This is a genomic window from Microcoleus sp. Pol1C5 (genome assembly GCF_036701115.1).
Classification (GTDB): Bacteria; Cyanobacteriota; Cyanobacteriia; order Cyanobacteriales; family Microcoleaceae; genus Microcoleus.
Window position 1 is genome coordinate 59,491 of the sequence record NZ_JAUBQE010000029.1, and the last position, 18,907, is coordinate 78,397.

Annotated in this window: 15 protein-coding genes; 7 read left to right on the forward strand and 8 right to left on the reverse strand. The window is 45.4% G+C overall.

All coding sequences use genetic code 11. From position 1 onward, the window contains the following. Positions 1-93: 93 nt before the first annotated feature. Together QUA23_RS17365 and QUA23_RS17370 are read right to left on the reverse strand one after the other, a co-directional pair. Positions 94-1,020 (reverse strand): DUF6999 family protein, encoded by a 927-nt coding sequence (locus tag QUA23_RS17365; protein WP_333077379.1) that lies wholly within the window; start codon positions 1,018-1,020, stop codon positions 94-96. Then, on the reverse strand, positions 1,020-2,888 hold the full coding sequence (locus QUA23_RS17370; protein WP_333077377.1) for a beta-ketoacyl-ACP synthase III: 1,869 nt from the start codon (positions 2,886-2,888) through the stop codon (positions 1,020-1,022). Before QUA23_RS17370 ends, QUA23_RS17365 begins: the two co-directional genes overlap by 1 nt. A gap of 246 nt (positions 2,889-3,134) precedes the next feature. Here QUA23_RS17370 and QUA23_RS17375 point away from each other — a divergent pair, with 246 nt between their 5' ends. Continuing rightward, on the forward strand, positions 3,135-4,151 hold the full coding sequence (locus QUA23_RS17375) for a hypothetical protein (protein WP_333077376.1): 1,017 nt from the start codon (positions 3,135-3,137) through the stop codon (positions 4,149-4,151). Positions 4,152-4,193: 42 nt separating this feature from the next. Here the strand turns inward: QUA23_RS17375 and serS are convergent, their stop codons facing one another. The 5 genes from serS to QUA23_RS17400 form a co-directional block, all read right to left on the reverse strand. Next, complete coding sequence (gene serS / locus QUA23_RS17380; RefSeq protein WP_333077375.1) at positions 4,194-5,474, reverse strand: serine--tRNA ligase; 1,281 nt, start codon at positions 5,472-5,474, stop codon at positions 4,194-4,196. 374 nt (positions 5,475-5,848) lie between these two features. Then, the gene (locus QUA23_RS17385) at positions 5,849-7,480 is read right to left on the reverse strand and encodes an iron uptake porin (protein ID WP_333077374.1); all 1,632 of its coding nucleotides are present in this window, start codon (positions 7,478-7,480) and stop codon (positions 5,849-5,851) included. A 45-nt stretch (positions 7,481-7,525) separates the two neighbouring features. Then, complete coding sequence (locus tag QUA23_RS17390) at positions 7,526-8,530, reverse strand: ABC transporter permease subunit (protein WP_333077373.1); 1,005 nt, start codon at positions 8,528-8,530, stop codon at positions 7,526-7,528. Continuing rightward, positions 8,527-10,071: a sugar ABC transporter ATP-binding protein gene (locus tag QUA23_RS17395; RefSeq protein WP_333077370.1), complete on the reverse strand. Its 1,545-nt coding sequence runs from the start codon at positions 10,069-10,071 to the stop codon at positions 8,527-8,529. Before QUA23_RS17395 ends, QUA23_RS17390 begins: the two co-directional genes overlap by 4 nt. A 181-nt stretch (positions 10,072-10,252) precedes the next feature. After that, a complete protein-coding gene (locus QUA23_RS17400) occupies positions 10,253-11,299 on the reverse strand; it encodes an ABC transporter substrate-binding protein (RefSeq protein ID WP_333077368.1) in 1,047 nt (348 codons plus the stop codon). Between the two features lie 761 nt (positions 11,300-12,060). On the opposite strand from QUA23_RS17400, the gene QUA23_RS17405 reads away from it, so the two are divergent. Next, entirely contained in the window at positions 12,061-13,221 is a 1,161-nt protein-coding gene (locus QUA23_RS17405; protein WP_333077367.1) for a glycosyltransferase family 4 protein, read from the forward strand. Positions 13,222-13,357: 136 nt separating this feature from the next. Beyond that, on the forward strand, positions 13,358-13,738 hold the full coding sequence (locus QUA23_RS17410; RefSeq protein WP_333077364.1) for a hypothetical protein: 381 nt from the start codon (positions 13,358-13,360) through the stop codon (positions 13,736-13,738). A gap of 140 nt (positions 13,739-13,878) precedes the next feature. Here QUA23_RS17410 and QUA23_RS17415 read toward each other — a convergent pair whose 3' ends face one another. Then, positions 13,879-14,127 (reverse strand): chlororespiratory reduction protein 7, encoded by a 249-nt coding sequence (locus QUA23_RS17415; protein WP_333077363.1) that lies wholly within the window; start codon positions 14,125-14,127, stop codon positions 13,879-13,881. Positions 14,128-14,425: 298 nt separating this feature from the next. On the opposite strand from QUA23_RS17415, the gene sir reads away from it, so the two are divergent. The 4 genes from sir (at position 14,426) to QUA23_RS17435 (ending at position 18,740) form a co-directional block, all read left to right on the forward strand. After that, positions 14,426-16,417 (forward strand): sulfite reductase, ferredoxin dependent, encoded by a 1,992-nt coding sequence (sir, locus tag QUA23_RS17420; RefSeq protein ID WP_333077362.1) that lies wholly within the window; start codon positions 14,426-14,428, stop codon positions 16,415-16,417. A gap of 252 nt (positions 16,418-16,669) precedes the next feature. Further along, positions 16,670-17,446 (forward strand): 16S rRNA (uracil(1498)-N(3))-methyltransferase, encoded by a 777-nt coding sequence (locus QUA23_RS17425; RefSeq protein WP_333077361.1) that lies wholly within the window; start codon positions 16,670-16,672, stop codon positions 17,444-17,446. A 47-nt stretch (positions 17,447-17,493) separates the two neighbouring features. Continuing rightward, the gene (locus QUA23_RS17430) at positions 17,494-17,934 is read left to right on the forward strand and encodes a lysozyme inhibitor LprI family protein (protein ID WP_333077360.1); all 441 of its coding nucleotides are present in this window, start codon (positions 17,494-17,496) and stop codon (positions 17,932-17,934) included. A 53-nt stretch (positions 17,935-17,987) separates the two neighbouring features. Continuing rightward, entirely contained in the window at positions 17,988-18,740 is a 753-nt protein-coding gene (locus tag QUA23_RS17435) for a hypothetical protein (RefSeq protein WP_333077359.1), read from the forward strand. Positions 18,741-18,907 lie beyond the last annotated feature (167 nt).

The following is an 18,907-nucleotide window of genomic DNA, read 5'->3' on the forward strand; positions in this document are numbered from 1 at the left end:
AACCATTCTTTCAAATTTCAGGACTTACGCAAAAAGTTATTGGACGCGCTACTTATATTCGTAAGGTGCTTAAGTTCCACTTACCTAAGCACCTTACTTTGAAACATTTCTCATTTCTTTTTGCAGTTCCAAATAGCGATAGAGATATTCCGCAATTATTCCGTGCAAAAACAAGTCGCGGGCCGCATTAAACGGACTGTTGGGCGCTAGCGGATGGCGGTTGACTATTACATGATTCCAGTCGCAATTTCCGGTAATCTCGCTGACGTACACTCCGAAACTTTCATCTAACTGAAGCGACATCACTGCTCGCGCAAATTCGTCGCTAGTCAAACACAGAGAATAAAAGACTTTAAACAATTCGATCGCCGATTCTAAATCCAGAATGTTTAGCCATCTGCGTTTTTCAAAATCTATGGCAACTTCTACTGGTTGAATACTATCATAATTTATTCCCCGTTTTTTGACGGCTTGCAACCAGTTAGGATTTGTCAGCATGGCCTGGTTGTAGTCCCAGACAAAGTTATAGAGAATTAAGTCGTGTTCGAGAAACGCATTGTCCGCTAAATCTTTTACAGTGCGCGGATAAAGCTTTGACTTTTCTATCTCGGTGTCCGGACCGTTGTCAATCAAGAAGTTGATAATGTTGGAGCCGATGCAGATGTGTCGGACAATTAAATAACAAGCTTCTGGCGAGACAAAGTTATTTAGGAAAAATGCAGCCGATTTGTGCATTAAAGTGTAAGCGCGGAATTGAAATGGCAACAGGCGCTTTGTTGTCATAATTACCGCCAGCAACAAGTTAGCAATTACTTTGATCGGAATCAGCAAATAACTGCGAGTCCAGTTTTGCAAATCCCGGATCATGTAGGCTTTTGCCACTAAATCGACGGGAATAGATCGATCGCAAAACAGTACATCCCAAACATTCGGATCTCGGCGGTTATAGGGTTTGGTAGCGTAAGGGATTTTTCGCTCATCTGGGAGATTTTCGGTATCTTGTCTTTGCAGCTTTTGCATTAGCGAATTTCCTCCAATTGCAGCAAATATAAACGAGCAGTAACGCGAGCGGTTTTGACAATGTGGCGGGCAATATCATCTGTCATCCATTCGGCATTAATCAAATTTTCCAGTTTGGCTAAATGCGACTCGTCATTAGCTCCGTGGTACGCTAAAAACGATACTTGTTCTGATTGCAAACCGAGAGTTTCTTGAATTTGTTTTGCCCACTTTCCCGCCAACCGATTGCCCAATCCTTCGATAATAAACATACTGCCAATTAAATCGACCGGATTTTCCCGCGATGCTTGGTGGAAGATAAAAGCTGATAGTGCTTCGCTGCCAATATTCTTATCATATTCCACAATTTTTGCCAATTCACCGCCCACAGAAACATAATTTTGTTCTAGCATTTGATAGTCGCGGTGTTCGTCTTGGGCATGGCCGATAAAAGTCGATCGCAGGCGAAAGTCACTCATGTTAGAAGCAGCGCGAGCAATCCAGCGAGATCCCTCTACAACTTGCGGCCGGAGATTGCACAGCAAAGCTTGATAATCTTCTATTGTAAACTCTCCTCGGTACAATTTGCGGACAATAGGAACGGAACGAATTTCGCGATCGAACTTCAGCCAAATCCATGCTAACTCCCGCAACAAATAAGCTTGCGGAGAGTTGGGGTGTTCGGGTTTAACGCTTTCGAGAGGCGAAGCTTCGGGAACCTCATGAAAGTTAGAAATTTGAGAACTCATAGGCTTATGGGTATTTTCCACAGCAGTTAACATCATATATGCCGTTGTAAAGCGACCGCTTTCCGGGACAAAACAAAAGATTTTCTCTCCAGGCTGCAACTTGCCCGAATTGAACAATTCCTCTAACATTAAATAAATCGAGGCGCAGCCTGTATTTCCCCGACTGTATAAGTTAGTAAACCATTTTTCTTCAGGAATCATGCAGCCTGCTTGTTCCAGAAGTTCTACAATTTGCCCCCGGAAAAAGTGAGACGAATAGTGGCACAGCAGCCTGTCGATTTCCTGCGGACAAACTCTCCCGGCTTTAATCAGCCGCAGCCAACCTTCAACGCCTAATTTCATTACATTTTCAAGCAAGCGAATATTTTGCCGCAAGTCAAAAGCTCCCGCTGTGGCTGCATCGAGATAGGAGGAATAATCCAACCAGCTTTTAGTGGATGTTTCGTTAGCTAATCCTGAATACATACAAACAGGATAGGCGTTGGCGTGGGAAATTAGCTCAATCCATTCTATTTTTAAGCTGATTCCTGTCGCGTTAGGATGGTTTTGGAGCAACAATGCTCCCGCACCGTCGGAGAGCATCCAGCGCAGAAATTCTGTATCGAAAGGCAGGGGTTTTCCGGCTTGCACTGAAGTCTTTGCTTCAAATTTGGTGTTTTTAAACAGGCGCGAGGGAAATTCGGAAGCGACGGCAATGGCGGTTTGTTTTTTGCCGAGTTCGATTTGAGAGGCGGCGTAATTTAAAGCACTAACTCCGGCACAGCAAACTCCTTGAGTTGACACTATTTCTAGGGGAGATAATTCGGAAAGTTCCCCGTGTACTGTGCTGGCAAATCCCGGTACTAATAAGTCTGGTAAAGTGGTAGCGCAGGCCAATAAGTCGATCGCCCCCGGTTCCAGATTTGACTGAGAAATCGCGTCACGGACGGCAAACGCTGCCATTTGGCTGTTAGAATATAGTGTTTGCTGCTGTTTGTCGATCGCGTAGTAGCGCTGTTGAATGCCGTTGCTGTTGAGAATTCGCTGCCTGACTCTCGAAGGGCGCGAGGCAACTTTGCCGAGATATTCTTCCATCTCATCATTATTAATCGGTTCTCCCGGCAAAAATTTTCCCATCCGATTGATATAAGCACTGTACATGGCGTAAACCTCCAAAGTTGCTAATTTAGTCGGGTTCGTTGTTTTGTTAAATCAAGGCAGAAAATATCTAAAATTGATGGTGCTTTGTGAAGCAGTGAACTTGCAAGGAGAAACCAGCTATCTTGTAGAGTCGCCGGAAATCAGGCAAGTTGAGCAACAGCGGCAACAAGTAATCTGAAGCGGGGTGAAGTTTTATGTAATTGAGCCAATATGTAACTAGAGTTCCTTCGCAGCTTCCCGACTCAAATGGATATTGCAAAACTAGATACTTGGTATTCTCCTTCTCAACGCCGCACGGCTGTTTCGCTGTTGATGAAACGAGTAGGCGTAACTCGCACTAGGGCTGAATGCTTTATCAGGCTTTGGGTTTACTTATCGGTGAAACAGCTTCAGGAAAGCCAGCCCCGTCTCAAACCACCGCTGGCGAAACTGGAAGTGCCAGCAACAGAAGTGCAGTGCACTCACCGGGAAGCCGCCGAACTATTTTACTGTGATTCCGATCGCGGAAGCGATCGCGCCGCCGGAATGATGTTAGATAAATTAGCAGCACTCGGATTAATCGCAAAACACTTTGATGGTAACGCTACGGCAATTCAAATTCAACCTGTTTCAGAAATTTTAGAGGCCGCCGAACCTCAAAAGCCTGTACAACTCCAATTAGATAATTTTGACCCCCGGTGCGACGCGATTCCGGTTGCCAATTTATTAGCCACCAATTACAACTGGATGAACCGAAACACTAACGCAGTTCCCCACAAAATTGCTAAAATACTCCGGTTTTTTGCCAGTCAATACTCAAAGGGAATGCGAGTTTTGCGCCGCTCAGATAATCTCAATCCCGTCGGATTTTACTTACTTTATCCCACAGCTAGCGAATCTGAAGTAAATTTTTTTAATGCTGCTAGTAAAGGGCTTCATTTAAGTTCTATTTCCGATATCGATCCTTTCAAGATGGCGCTACCAGGAGATCTAAATTGCCAGTCAGTATTTGTCCGCAGTTGGATGATCGATCCGCAGTATTTGTCAGAATACCGCATTGCTTTTCTCGAAGACACACAAAAAGTTTTAGGCGAAATGCAAACAGATTTTCCCAATCTTTGCGACTTGTACACCCTGATGATTCACCCCATGTACGAAAAACTGTGCCTGGTCTTGGGATTTCAGAAGACTAGCAGTGATAGTCAGTTATCTGTTTACTGGATGTATCTCGCCTTGGATAGATTTTTAGCATTAAATATCAAAGAAGCCTTGCTCAAACTGTAGGGTGCGCAGTGCGCACCTTACCCCATTTTTAACTCAAAACTATTACAAAACTTCCCTCGCCAAGTATTGTTGCAGCACTTCCGGCACTTTTACAGTTCCGTCTGGCTGCTGGTAATTCTCCAAAATTGCTGCCATTGTGCGACCTATAGCTAAACCGGAACCGTTGAGGGCGTGAACGAATTGAGTGCCTTTTTTACCCGCTTCTTTAAAGCGAATATTTGCCCGCCGCGCCTGAAAATCTGCGACGTTGGAACAACTGGAAATCTCGCGGTATTTGCCTGCAGATGGCAGCCACACCTCTAAATCGTAGGTTTTGGCTGCCGCGAAACCTAAATCGCCCGTACACAGTGCGATCGCCCGATAAGGCAATTTCAGCGCCTGTAAAACTCCCTCAGCATCCTGCACTAATTTTTCGTGCTCTGCCTCGGAGGTACTCGGATGCACGAGTTTTACTAATTCAACTTTATTAAATTGGTGCAATCGAATTAATCCCCTCGTATCTTTGCCGTAACTGCCAGCTTCGCGACGAAAGCAAGGAGTGTAAGAACAGTGATAAATTGGCAACTGTTCTGCTGTCAAAATTTCACCTCGGTACAAATTGACAACCGGAACTTCGGAAGTAGGAATTAACCACAAATCGTCTTGATCGCACTTGAAACTTTCTTCAGCAAATTTGGGTAATTGACCAGTAGCGGTCAGGGATTCAGTGTTAACTAAAAATGGGGGAATTACTTCTACATAACCAGCTTTTGTGTGGCGATCGAGCATGAATTGAATAATCGCTCTTTCCAGGGCAGCCCCGGCTCCCATTAAGCTCACAAAGCGGGGCTGAGCGATTTTTACAGCCCGTTCAAAGTTGATAATTCCTAATTTTTCGCCGATTTCCCAGTGCGGTAAAATACCGGAATTTTGGGGTATGTATTCGTCTCCCCAGCGCCGGATTTCGACGTTTTCCTCTTCATTTTTGCCGATCGGCGTTGACGGACTCGGTAAGTTTGGCAGCGGTAGCAATAAAGCTTCTATCTGAGCTTTTAGGTCCTTTTCCTGTGCTTGCAGTTGGTTCGACTCGGTGCCGACTGCGTTGCCTTCTGCTTGCAGTTCCTGAACTTCGGGAGATTCGAGGGGTAAACCCGATTTTCTTTTTTGACCGATGAGTTTGGCAATTTCGTTGCTGCGGGCTTGCAGTTGCGATCGCTTGCCTTCCAACTCCCGCTGCTGTCTGTCTAGTTGCAAAATCGGCTCGATTTCATAGTTACCTCCGCGCAGGTTGAGGCTTTCTTGCACGGCTTGCGGGTTTTCTCGGATTAATTTGAGGTCTAGCACAGATTTATTCTAAATCTTAAATTTTAGATCGGCTGGGACAAAACGAGATGATATAAAAGCTTTGTTAATCATTTACATATTAAGTTATAAGTTATTCTGACTTATAATTTCGTTGGGTATTACCCCTGAAGGGTGACACCCCACAAATGTCTGCTATACTTGCAAATATTAGTAGATGCACCCTGATAATTTTCTACCCCAGCCAGCGATGGTAGGGGTTTTTTGTTGTGTAGGATGAAATTGAAGTCCTGGACGCACTATCAGTCTAAAAAACCCAGTTTCTCGCGATTATCGTCTCAGATGAGGCAATTACGTCAAGAAACTGGGTTTTTGCGTCCAGGACTAGGTTAGTAAGTCCTAAAATATCTTTCCGGTTAAAAGTTAAAGCCAGTGCGGAGCAACCAAACCCATTGAGTGTCGTTGCGGCTGTCATTCTCAGGATTAACAACGGCCCAAACACCAGGGGTGATGGAAATGTTGTCGTTGACCTGAAAGCGATAGAACGCTTCAATGTGATAGGAAGTATCTCGCTCGCGGCGCACATTACTGCTCGTCACGCGACCTGGCAAACCCATTAAAATCCCCGGTAGGTTGCCTTCACCTCCCACATCTGGGAAACTGATCCCGATCGCTGCATACACAATATCAGCGCGATCATCGCCGTCAACATTTAGCAAAACCACGCCACCTCTACCATCAGAAACGCTGCTAACACCGGAATTTTCTGCATTGGCGCGAGTATAAACGCCCCAACCGTGAACTTGCAACCGGGGAGCAAGGCGGTAGAATCCTTGTACGGCTACAGAATCGCTGGATGTAGCAATATTGTCCCCAAACGGTCGCGCAGCCAGAAAACTGCCCGTACCGCCTGTGAGGTCGGCTTTACCGCTTGGTGCAAAGGTACGAGAATAGGCTACGCCAATTGCTCCGCCATCGCCCCGGTAGGCAAGCTGAACCAGAGCGTTGTAGGAACCGTTGAATAAACCGTTACTTTGCTGCGAGAGATTGGGATTTCCTGCGATATAGCCCACAGTCAGGGTGAGGTTTTTGACGATCGTCCAGTTGACAGCAGCACCCCCACCTCCCCGGCGGTAGAGAGGACTGTATTGTCCGAACTTCGAGGGAATTCCCTCACTATCGCTGGCGATCGTGGGAGGAGTCAGCAAATCGGTAATATCGGAATACCCAACACCTGTCGGGCCCACGGTCAGCGCCAGATTAGAGGTCAGCGGGGTCACATACAATACGTGAGGGACGGTGATTGTGTTGTCAACATTGCCATCAAAGTTCAAGGCCGTCATATTTGTACCCGTATTGTCGGCAATCCTGCCCAAGTTGCCGAATTCCAAACGGGTTCTCAGCATATCGCGACCGGTAAAACTGGTTTCAAAATTTAATCGCCCCCGGTTGGCAACAATAGTGTTGGTGCGATCGCGCGAATCCCCAACACTGTTACCCGAGGTATCTGTTACCACCACGATAATTTCCGCATTCAGCTTCGTAGTAGTCGAGAACTGATTCGCTTCTAGTTCTGCTGTGCGTGCATCGAGAGCATCGACTCGACCCCGCAACACCGATAATTCTGTTGCAAATTCTGCTTGCAGTTTTTGGACGATCGCTAAATCTTCCCGAGTAATCAGGTTGGTTGTTCCTGTGGCAATTAGTTCGCTGACTCGATCGAGACAGCTATTCAATCCTGCTGCAAATTCGTACCGTGTCAGCGCGCGGTTTCCTCTGTAGGTGCCGTCGGGATAACCGACAATGCAGCCGTAGCGTTCTACTAGAGATTGCAGCGCCTGAAACGCCCAGTCAGTTGGTTTTACATCCGAGAGTTGAGAGACAGAATTCACCTGCGCGAAGGGGTTTTCTGCCAAGGTCTTTAACGGTTCAGGAGCAACTAATCTATCAATTGGTGCAGCAAAAATTGAGGATGATGTTAGTACAAATACCGCAGGTGATCCCAGTATAAAAGCAGTAATCAGGTGAGGAAAATGCTGGATGTGCATAGGACAAAGCTCCGCATAAGGAACCGATCGACCGAATTAGCAATATTACGCTGCGCTTGAACCGGTGCGAACTTTGTCAATCGTCACTGCGATAATTATCACCAGACCTTTGACAACTAACTGCCAGAAGAAAGACACGTTCATGAGAGTTAGTCCATTGTTTAGCAGGGCAATAATTAAAGCCCCCAGCAAAGTACCCCAAATAGTGCCAATTCCACCTGTGAAACTGGTTCCTCCCAAAATTACAGCAGCGATCGCATCTAATTCGTAGCCTTGCCCCAACATCCCCGTCGCACTGTAGAGGCGCGACGCGCTCATAATTCCACCTAAACCAGAAAGCAACCCACTCACGCCATAGACAAATAACAGCACCCGACTCACCTTAATACCTGTCAATCGTGCTGCCCGAATGTTGCCTCCCACGGCATAAATATGCCTCCCTAGAACAGTCCGTCGCAAGACAAACCAACTCGCTAAAACTGCTAAAAAAGCGATAATAACTAACCAGGGAATTGGCCCGACATAATTGTTACCTACCCAAGCAAAATTCAAATTTCTATTGATAACTGTAGTGCCGTTAGCTACTAAATAAGCAACTCCCCGCAAAGCTGTGTAAGAACCCAGGGTTACAATGAACGGAGGCAAACCTAAATAGGCAATTAGCGAGCCGTTAAGTAATCCTAAAAATACTCCGGCTATTAACGCAGCCGGTACAGCAAACCAACCGAGACCTGGAACTAAGGAAACCAGCACCCCCACAACTGCAGTCACGCCCAAAATTGACCCTACTGAAAGGTCAATTCCCCCCGTCAAAATCACAAAAGTCATGCCTGTAGCAAGGACAATATTGATCGATGCTTGCCGGATGACATTGATCAAATTTCCTACTGAAAGAAAGTTGGGCGTTACCAGGGAAAAAATGATACAGATGCCAACCAAAATCGGCAGGATACCGGCCACTTGGATGAAATTTTTCCAAGCTTGAGCTTTACTGGCTTTTTGGCGATCGCTCCCTGAACTTCTGCTGGTTTTTGTTTGCGTTTGACTCATGATTTTACTACCTCTTTTGCACCAGTGGCATAAGCCATAATGTTTTCTTGCGTAATCTTTTCCCCAGTCGAGCCGCCTACTTCACCGACAAGGCTTCCTGCGCGCATCACTAAGACGCGATCGCTCATTCCCACAATTTCCGGCAGTTCGCTAGAAATCATTAAAATACCTACACCCTTGGCTGCCAAATCGCTAATAATTCGATAAATTTCGCTTTTGGCGCCAATGTCCACACCCCGCGTCGGTTCATCTAGCAAAAGTACCTTTGGGTTGATAGCCAACCAACGCGCTAGCAGCAACTTCTGCTGATTACCCCCAGAAAGATCCATTGCCCTGATGCTCGGGCTTGCAAGGCGAATCTGCAAATTATTAATAGCATCATTGACAATTTTCAACAGAAAATTTGAGTTAATAATGCCAGCTTTTGCTTCTCGATCGAGGACATTCATGGTGATATTTTCACCCGAACTTGCCTCCAAAAATAGTCCGAGAGCCTTGCGATCTTCTGGCACGTAAGCAATTCCGGCGGCCATTGCTTCATTGGGTGTCGAGACATTCAGAGGACGATTTTCGAGTTTAATTTCACCGCTTGTCTTTCGATCGGCACCAAAAATCAGGCGGGCAAGTTCTGTTCTGCCCGCGCCAACTAAACCAGCTAAACCCAGAATTTCGCCCGCATGAAGTTGAAAAGTGGCAGGCTTTACTTTGCGGCCGTCGCTTAAATTTGTTACCTCAAGAACAACAGCACCCGGTGTTATTTGATGCTTGTTTTCGTACAAATCCTGTAAAGAACGACCCACCATCATTTCCACCAAGCGATTGGCAGAAATTTCGTGCTTTTCCAGAGAGCCAATATACCCGCCATCTCGGATGACGCTCACGCGATCGGCAAGAGCATAAATCTCTTCCATCCGGTGGCTGATATAAATAATAGCAATGCCCTCATTCCGCAAACGGCGAACCACTTCAAAAAGCTTATCTGTTTCGCGATCTGAAAGCGCAGCCGTCGGCTCGTCCATCACTAAAATTCTGCTTTTATCTTTGAGCGCCCTAGCTATTTCCACTTGCTGCTGTTCGGCAATTGAAAGTGTGGAAACCAAGTCTCCAGCATCAAAACTTGCGTCGAGGTTTTTTAAGACCTCAGCAGCCCTACGTCGCATTTCATCTTGGTCTAAAAATGTACCTCCTTTCTTCAGCTCGCTGCCCATAAAAATGTTTTCAGCAACTGTCAGATTGGGGGCGAGATTGAGTTCTTGATAAATAATCGCTATCCCTAAATTTCTGGCTTGACCGGGGTCTGTCATCTTAACAGCTTGACCGTCAATTCTGATTTCGCCTGCATCAGCTATGTAGGCTCCCGCCAGAATTTTCATCAGCGTACTTTTGCCCGCACCGTTTTCCCCCATGAGGGCGTGGACTTCGCCTGGGTAAACGGTGATATTTACATCGTGCAAGGCGGTAAAACCGTGAAAGGTTTTTGTAATACCTTGCATTTCGAGTACGGGCTTAGTTTTAATTGAATCTTGAGTGCTATTTACCATTGTAAATACCGTAAGGAAATCTGCTTGACTATTAAACTTAGATCCCCCCTAGCCCCCCTTCTTAAAGGGGGGAGAAGATTATTCTCAAAGTGGGTCTTCTTAAGGGGGATGTAGGGGGATCTAGACTCGGGGAAAAACGGGATTCCTCAAGGGTTTTAGTCTTAACTTGACACGAAGAATGTCACTCACTTGTCCAGCCTTTATGTTGATTGACGTTTTCGCGAGTAATCAGCGCGACTGGAATCAGAATGTTTGGATTGGCTGGCTTTTTTCCTTTCCGAATGTCGTTCCCGACTTCAACGGCCTTGGCTGCCATGCGAAATGGATCTTGAGCTGCTGTAGCCACAAAGAGACTGTTGTTCTGTTTGAGCGCATCTAAAGCTTCAGGTGCACCATCGACTCCCACAATAAAGAACTCGCTTCTTTGTGCTTGTTTTGCTGCTAATTCTGCACCAATGGCACAGGGGTCATTAATGGCAAAAACAGCATCAATTTTTGGGAAGGAAGTAAGCAAATCGCTCATCACTCTTAACCCGCCATCGCGGCTGCCTTCTGCGTTCTGATCTTTGGAAAGAACTTTGAGATCGGGATATTTGGAGAAGACACTTTGGCACCCCTGAACTCGCTCGACGACTGAAGCGACGGGAGGCCCGTTGATAATCACAACGCTGCCTTTTCCTTTCAAGCGATCGGCTATATATTGACAGCTTACTTCGCCAGCTTGCACGTTATTTGAAGTAACTGTGGCATCCACGCCTCCCTCGGCGGCGGTATCAACTGCAATTATCGGAATTCCGGCTTGCTTGGCTTTTTCGACAGCGGGGGCAATGCCTTTGGTGTCAGCAGCATTGAGTACAATCATGCTGACATTAGAGGCAATAAAGTTTTCGATTTGATTAAATTGCTGATTTAAATCGTCGCCGCTGGAAACGAGAGTTGTCCTCACGTTTGCACCGCCGATTTTCTTGGCTTCGGCCTCAGCGCCCTTGCCAACTTGTACGAAGAATGGATTACCGAGGTCGCGGACTGCTACAGCAACTGATGAAAGTTCGGAGTTGCTGGTTTGTATGCTGTTTTGAGCGTTCCGGGAAGTGGCTGTGCAACTTGCCAGAGTGCTGCTGAGTAGACTAAAAAGACTGAGTGCGATCGTTACTCGTTTCACCTCAAACTCCAATGAAGGCTCATTTGGAGAGAGTCGCTCGTAAATATGACCTTGCCAACCTAACATTAGCTTTATTAGGTTTAAGCTCGAATACCTAATGTTTTAGGTGAGCGGCTTTTCTTTGTACATGATTGTACGAGATCGTGTTTATTTTCTGCTCGTAAAAATTTTTCACTCGGCTCGCCAGACTACTTTTGTCAACCGAAAAGATGAACATTTAAACTATCTCCTCGATGCCAAAATAATCAACGATATTAATATTTATTTAATGCTTTATGAGCATTAATTTTTGGCAAGGCGTGACAAATTTTTAGGAGGATATTTTCGACAAAATCTTTCAGAAATTGCTTTTAAAACCTGGCAGAGTCACATTAAATTTAACTCTCTATCTTGCTGATGATAACAATTAAAGACTGGCTCTATATCTATCTTTGGATAGACAATACTTTTACTAAAGACTAAAAATACGATATCCTCGATCGACACCATCTGCTAATCCTCAGTCTGCTCGGACGCGCCGCATCAACTTAATAAATCTTAAATTTTGCTTGGGGTAGGATATTGTAAAAAATCATTAAGTTTACAGTCAATTATGGTAGATTATAGTAAACTATAAACAAAGTTTCGCACTTACCGATGCAGCCCGTTAAAAAGCCCTAATAAAAAAGCAGATCGTCGCTCAAAACCAACGGTCAGAGTAGGCGAGTCAAATATTTGCTTGTAAAACCTGTAATTACAGTCATCATGGCATGGTTTAAAAGCTTTGGATAATGGCGATCGCCCTTTTTGACAAAATCACTATAATGCAATAATTTTCTTCGCTGTCAATGGGTAAATCTGAGATGCGATCGGCCAATCACCTATTCTGTTTCCTAGAAATATTTGCCAGCGAAGGCGGCATTCAATCCTACGTTCAAGACATTTTCAAAGCTTACGTGTCAATAACCGGAAACACGAACTCGCCGCCGCAAGCTGAAGTTTTGTTGTTGCGAGATTCCCCAGACTGCAACAATCCTTACGAGTCAAAAAATCTAAAATTTTCTTACCTCAAAACCGAGAATCCCTGGTTGGGCCGTCTTAAGTTTGCTACATTATTACTAACTCGATTGCTCCAAAAACGACCGCAGCGGGTTTTTTGCGGTCACATCAAACTCGCACCGCTAATTCAAACTTTATGCCAGCCGCTGCGAATTCCCTACACAATTTTAACTTACGGCAAGGAAGTGTGGGAACCGCTTCCGCCCAAATATCAAACAGCAATGAGACAAGCTGACAGTATTTGGACTATTAGCAGGTACACGCGCGATTCCCTACGGGATAGCTTCGCCGCGCGTACTTGCGAACTTAACAACTTAAATCCCGAAAAATTCCAAATAGTGCCTTGTACTGTAGATGAAAATATATTTACGACTGGGCCAAAGCCACAGGATTTATTAGAGCAGTACAATTTGGTTGGTGCTAAAATATTGATGACTGTAGCCAGATTGCGATCGACAGATAGTTACAAAGGCGTTGATGTCACCATTCAAGCTTTGCCACAAATAGCCGAAACTTTTCCCAATGTGAAATACTTAGTTATTGGCAGAGGAGACGATCGCTCTAGATTAGCCAAACTTGCTGATGATTTGGGAGTTACCGAAAGAGTAATATTTGCGGGTTTTGTACCGACAGAAAATTTAGCAGCACATTACCAGTTAGCCGATGCTTATGTAATGCCCTCCCAGGAAGGCTTCGGTATAGTTTATTTGGAAGCGCTGGCTTGCGGAGTACCCGTGCTCGCGGGGGACGCGGACGGGTCGGCCGATCCGCTGCAAGATGGTAAACTAGGGTGGCGAGTTCCTCACCGAGATTCAGCAGCAGTAGCGGTTGCTTGTGTGGAAATGCTGCGAGGGGAGGATAAAAGGTGCGATCGCCACTGGTTGAGGGAACAAACCCTGGCAAGATTTAGTTTTGAATCCCTTTGTCAATCCTTACAAGGAAGTTTTTAATCCTCTGACTCAAATAAGCTTATGCCGTAGAGAGCGGTTTCTGGGTGTACAATGGGAAAATTAACTCGATCGACCGCCTGAATTTCTGAGTAGGATAGAGTTATGCCTACCTGCAAAGACACCCAAGGAGACCACCGTGAACCAAGGCACCCCCAAAATATCTTTCAAGCTACCCCGTATTAGCAATTGGCTGATACTGCTGGGCATCGCGTATTTGTTGGTGTCTATTGGTTTGGGTTGGGTAGTTAAATCAGTGTTGATTTTAGTAGCTTTTTTGTTGCTGACGCCTGTGGTCGCATTTTTCGCGCTTCAGTGGTGGCTGAAACGCAATTTAATTGAGGACAATTGTCCAGTTTGTCAATACGAATTTACAGCTTTAAATCAAACTCAGTTTCAGTGTGCCAACTGCGGCGAACCTCTGAAAATAGAGGAAGGTCATTTTAGTCGCTTGACACCGCCCGGTACGATCGATGTTACTGCAGTAGAAGTATCATCGGTTCAACAGTTGGAAGATTAACCAATTTTAGATTTTGGATTTTGGATTTTAGATTTAAGAATTGAATAATTGTTGACTGTTACCAATTCGTAATTCCCGATGCCCGATACTTCGACTACGCTGAGTATAATTGCCAATTCGCAGTTGCCCATTCCCAAAAATTACTTTTCCAAGCGTACTGCATACCACTGCAAATATTTTCCCTGCCCGACATCTAATTCACAATAAGTATCAATTAAATACTTGGCTTGAGCTTCCACGCCAGATATTTTATCCACGTCCTGCGGCAAATCTTCGTGTTTCTCGGTTAACACGGCTTTCAGCTTTTCTAACAGTTCCGCCGCCGTCAAAAACTGCTCTGACTGGTTTGTTTCTAAGACCACAAAGGTGTCTTCGTCATACAGTGACATAGTTTCAAAGGTTGAGGTTAATTATTTCTAAAGTTTCGTACACTTAAGCGATCGAAAGTATAAACTCTTAATTACAATTTTTCAGGCCGGGCTCGATCGTGTTACAATTGAACAACATCAGAATTCCTAGCGGATTACCGTTATTAACTTACTTGTTAACTTAGTTGTTAACCGAGTTGTCAACAGATCCGACACAGCATTTCTGAGGAGATTTGTCAAGTGCAAATTTGTCAAGTGTCAAATTGTCAAGAAATATTCGATCGGCTGTATCTAATTATAACTGGCACTATACATTCCCATGATCACATCTTCCACTTCAACCCCTGTTGCGCGCAAGCCCTCTAAATCAGAAGGTCTCAAAGAACGCAGCAACTATTTACGAGAACCCGTTGCGACTGAACTGTTACAAGAAACAACCCACTTCACCGAAGACGGGATTCAGATTCTCAAATTTCACGGCTCGTACCAGCAAGACAACCGCGACAATCGAGTTAAAGGACAAGAAAAAGACTATCAATTCATGCTCCGCACCCGCAATCCCGGCGGGTTCACTCCGCCGCAATTATACTTAGCCTTAGACAAGCTATCTGAAGAATACGGCAACCACACGATCCGTGTCACAACGCGCCAAGGTTTCCAACTGCACGGGGTGTTGAAAAAAAATCTTAAAACAGTGTTTTCCTCAATTATTAAAAATATGGGGTCAACCTTGGGAGCTTGCGGCGACTTGAACCGCAACGTCATGGCACCGCCAGCACCATACAAAAATCGCCCAGAATACAAGTATGCGCTGCAATACGCTAACAATGTCGCCGATTTGCTAACGCCGCAAACCGGTGCTTATTACGAAATTTGGCTAGACGGCGAAAAGGCTATTTCGGCAGAGGAAGACCCCGCAGTGAAGGCGGCGAGACAGAAAAACGGCAACGGCACAATCTTTAGCGATGACAAAGAAGAACCAATTTACGGCAGCCATTATATGCCGCGCAAGTTCAAGTGTTCCGTTACCGTGCCCGGAGACAATTCAATTGACTTGTACTCTCAGGATTTGAGCTTGGTGGTAATTACCAATGAAGCTGGCGAGTTGCAAGGTTTTGACGTGTTTGCAGGCGGCGGTTTGGGTCGTACTCACAATAAAGAAGAGACTTTTGCGCGGGTTGCGGATGAGATTTGCTATGTTGCCAAGGATGATGTTTACGATTTGGTCAAGGCAATTGTAGCAACCCAAAGAGATTACGGCGATCGCACAGACAGACGGCACGCGCGACTGAAGTACCTGATTAACGACAAAGGCGTACAGTGGTTCCGCGAAAAAGTAGCCGAATATTTTGGCAAGCCACTAGAAGCGTTTAAACCGCTGCCTGAGTGGAAGTATTTTGATTTCTTGGGCTGGCACGAACAAGGAGACGGCAAGCTGTTTGTCGGCATTTCTGTGGATAATGGCCGGATTAAGGATGAAGGTTCATTTCAGCTAAAAACGGCTTTGCGGGAAATCGTGCAGAAGTACAACTTGCCGGTACTGGCGACGCCGCACCAAAACGTGCTGATTTACGATATTTCGCCGGATATCAAACAGGAAATTCAGGGAATACTCGATCGATGCGGCATTCAGCGGGAAACAGCGATCGACCCCTTAGTGCGCTATGGGATGGCGTGTCCGGCAATGCCGACTTGCGGGCTGGCGATTACTGAGTCTGAGCGGGTGATGCCGAGCATTTTAGAGCGGATTCGCGCACTTTTGACCAAAGTTGGCTTGGCAGACGAGCATTTAGTGGTGCGGATGACTGGTTGCCCAAATGGATGCGCCCGCCCTTATATGGCAGAATTGGGGTTTGTCGGGAGTTCGCCGGAATCCTACCAGATTTGGCTGGGCGGTTCTCCCGACCAAACGCGGCTGGCAAAACCAATTGAGGAAAAGCTGCACGTCAAGGATTTTGAAGCTTTTCTGGAGCCGATTTTTGTTTATTTCAAGCAAAAACGGCAACTGAGCGAGAGTTTTGGCAATTTTTGCGATCGCGTCGGGTTAGAATCTATCCGTCAATTTGTAACCAACTACCAATCTGCTGACTCGATGACAACTGAGATTAATGAATTAGAAGTTACGTCTAGTAACGGCGAGGAAAACGAGACTGCCACTGCTGGCGGTGGCAAAGTCCGCCGTCGAATTAGCGTCCGCGATGAAATTTACAACGAGCTCAAGGAAGAAGCAGCCCGTCAGGGCAAGCCAATCACGCAGCTAGCTACAGAGGCGATTTCCACTTATTTAAAGAAGATTAAGGAGGAAGCATAAGCCGATTTTCGATTTTCGCTTTGTGATTTTCGATTGTATTCAATAGACTTCTGGCAACAGTAATATAAAGGCAGAGCATTTGCAGAAAAAAACTTGAATTTGTAAAAGAATTCCGGTTGTAGATGCTTTGCCTTTATTGTTTTTTGAACAGTTGAAACCCCGCCTGCCTATCTCCTCTCATTCTCTCTTCCTCTGCGTTCTCTGCGGTTAAATAAAAAAATCTCTAATATAAAACGAACAATCCCAAATTCAATGCCTCAATTACAAAGATTAGCAGTTACTGTCACTCAAATTTGCGATCGCAAAATCGACTTAACTAGGGAACAGCAGCATTATTTAAATCGAGTGCTACGTTTGCAAGCGGGCGATCGATTTATTGCGATGGACGGCCGAGGGCATTGGTGGTTAGCAGTCCTAGAAGCCCAGGAAACCGGGTTATTTGCCTCGATAGCAGAGGAGATTGCTGTGAACAGGGAGCTACCAGTGGAAGTCACTTTGATGGCGGCTTTGCCCAAGGGAAACGGCTTTGACGAGGTTGTGAGACAAGTGACGGAGTTGGGTGTGGCAAGTATTGTGCCGGTAACGAGCGATCGAACTTTGCTCAAACCAAGCGATCAAAAAGTTGAGCGGTGGAGGAGAATTGCTGCGGAGGCGGCGGAACAGTCGGAACGTCAATTTGTGCCGACGATTTTAGAGCCTATTTCGTTTGATTTTGCTGTAAAAGATTGTGGTCAAAAATATCGATATATTTGTGTAGCTCGCGGGGACAATCGGCATTTGTGGGATTGTTTGTTGGGTAATTTAAAACCCCCCTTTGTAGGGGCGGTGCCCCCGTGCCCGCCCCCGGCTGAGGAAGAATTATCGATTGTCATAGCTGTTGGGCCGGAGGGTGGATGGACTGAGGGTGAGGTGAAAAGGGCGATAGAATTTGGTTTTGAAGCTGTTTCTTTGGGGAGTAGAATTCTGAGAGCGGTGACAGCACCGATTGTGGCTTTGTCTTTAGTTGGAGCGGCTTTTGAGAAGTGCTAATATCAACAAATAACAAAGAATTCATCAGATAGGTGGGTTGACGGGCAATGAAAATAGAGTTGAGGAAAGGTCGATCGCTCTTTTGGTCGATTCCCTACGGGATAGCTTCGCTTCACGCGCTTTTGGCAATTTTCGGTACCACATCAGTTTCTGCACAATCTCCGAGTTTTCCCATTGCTCAACAGATTAATTGCGATCGCCCGCAAGGAGATGTGCAAGTCAGAGCTTGTATTCGGTTGAACTATGAAGCCTCGGACAAACGACTGAACGAGGTTTACAAACAACTGATTTCCCAATTGAGCGACGAAGAGCGATCGCTACTTTCCGAAGCACAATTAGGGTGGATTAAGTTAAGAGATAATACCTGTGAATTTGAAGTTTATAAAAGTCGTGGCGGTACCGGTTATCGAGGTTTCCTCAATGAATGTTTGGATCGCATGACTAAACAGCGCACTGCGGAATTAGAAAACTATTTAAAACAAAGATAAAATAGGAAGTATACCGTACAACACCTGACAACAAAAAATAGAAACAAGTATTTATGAAAAGCCGATCGCCCTTCACCCTCACCCTCACCATCATCTCAGCAATTGTAACCACCATCGTCCCAGCAGTTTTCGCCCAGCGACAGCCATCAGCCAACGAAATCTACATCGATAAAAATTGCCAGCGCAACCAGCAACTACCGCAACTTGAAAGATTCACTATCTTTAGCCGCAACGAATTTACAACTAACGGTCAAAACTATTTGTTCTACGCCGCCCACTATCAAGATGGAGGGGTACTTCTCTGTATATCGAAACCAAATTTTAATCAACCAAAACCTATAAATGAACAAAAAATACAAGCAAATTTTATTGACAAAATAGTCCGAGATATCAACAACAAAACAGCTTTTATCATCGTAGTCCGAGAAGGAAATGGCCTCGATGTACCCATGACCAATTACGGCTTAGAATTGAGCAATGTCGATCGCCCAAAACTCACCTCCCTTTCTATCCTACAGCAGCGGGGAACCCTCAAAGACGGCGTCCCCAGCGAACACAGCTTTCAAGGACGGGCAGGTCAATCTATTACGATCGACCTCAAAAGCAGAGCATTCGGCCACAACATAGCACTGTTGGACACCAGTGGCAAAAATATTGCCCAAACACCAGGCAACTCCCAGAATCTCCGAGAGTCTCAACTCATCGTCAAATTGCCTAGTAACGGCACTTATAAAATAGTTGTTAAAGGAGGCGCTCGTACAAGCAAAGGTTCCTACACCTTAAGCATTAATTCCAATCAACTTTAACTTATATTTTTTTTCACATCCACTCAACATCCATCTATACACATCCGCGTTCATCTGCGGTTAAAAAATCCAAATCTTAATTTTCGCCAAGCGGGAAAAAAATTCCAAACTCACATAAAAGCCAAAATTGTTAACCAGTGGCGAAACCAACCAAACATCAGCCAAGA

Coding starts and splice junctions, on each gene's coding strand:
- QUA23_RS17365 (WP_333077379.1), bottom strand. CDS start 1,020: ATGCAAAAGCTGCAAAGACAAGATACCGAAAATCTCCCAGATGAGCGA.
- QUA23_RS17370 (WP_333077377.1), bottom strand. CDS start 2,888: ATGTACAGTGCTTATATCAATCGGATGGGAAAATTTTTGCCGGGAGAA.
- QUA23_RS17375 (WP_333077376.1), top strand. CDS start 3,135: ATGGATATTGCAAAACTAGATACTTGGTATTCTCCTTCTCAACGCCGC.
- QUA23_RS17385 (WP_333077374.1), bottom strand. CDS start 7,480: ATGCACATCCAGCATTTTCCTCACCTGATTACTGCTTTTATACTGGGA.
- QUA23_RS17390 (WP_333077373.1), bottom strand. CDS start 8,530: ATGAGTCAAACGCAAACAAAAACCAGCAGAAGTTCAGGGAGCGATCGC.
- QUA23_RS17395 (WP_333077370.1), bottom strand. CDS start 10,071: ATGGTAAATAGCACTCAAGATTCAATTAAAACTAAGCCCGTACTCGAA.
- QUA23_RS17400 (WP_333077368.1), bottom strand. CDS start 11,299: ATGTTAGGTTGGCAAGGTCATATTTACGAGCGACTCTCTCCAAATGAG.
- QUA23_RS17405 (WP_333077367.1), top strand. CDS start 12,061: ATGGGTAAATCTGAGATGCGATCGGCCAATCACCTATTCTGTTTCCTA.
- QUA23_RS17415 (WP_333077363.1), bottom strand. CDS start 14,127: ATGTCACTGTATGACGAAGACACCTTTGTGGTCTTAGAAACAAACCAG.
- sir (WP_333077362.1), top strand. CDS start 14,426: ATGATCACATCTTCCACTTCAACCCCTGTTGCGCGCAAGCCCTCTAAA.
- QUA23_RS17425 (WP_333077361.1), top strand. CDS start 16,670: ATGCCTCAATTACAAAGATTAGCAGTTACTGTCACTCAAATTTGCGAT.
- QUA23_RS17430 (WP_333077360.1), top strand. CDS start 17,494: ATGAAAATAGAGTTGAGGAAAGGTCGATCGCTCTTTTGGTCGATTCCC.
- QUA23_RS17435 (WP_333077359.1), top strand. CDS start 17,988: ATGAAAAGCCGATCGCCCTTCACCCTCACCCTCACCATCATCTCAGCA.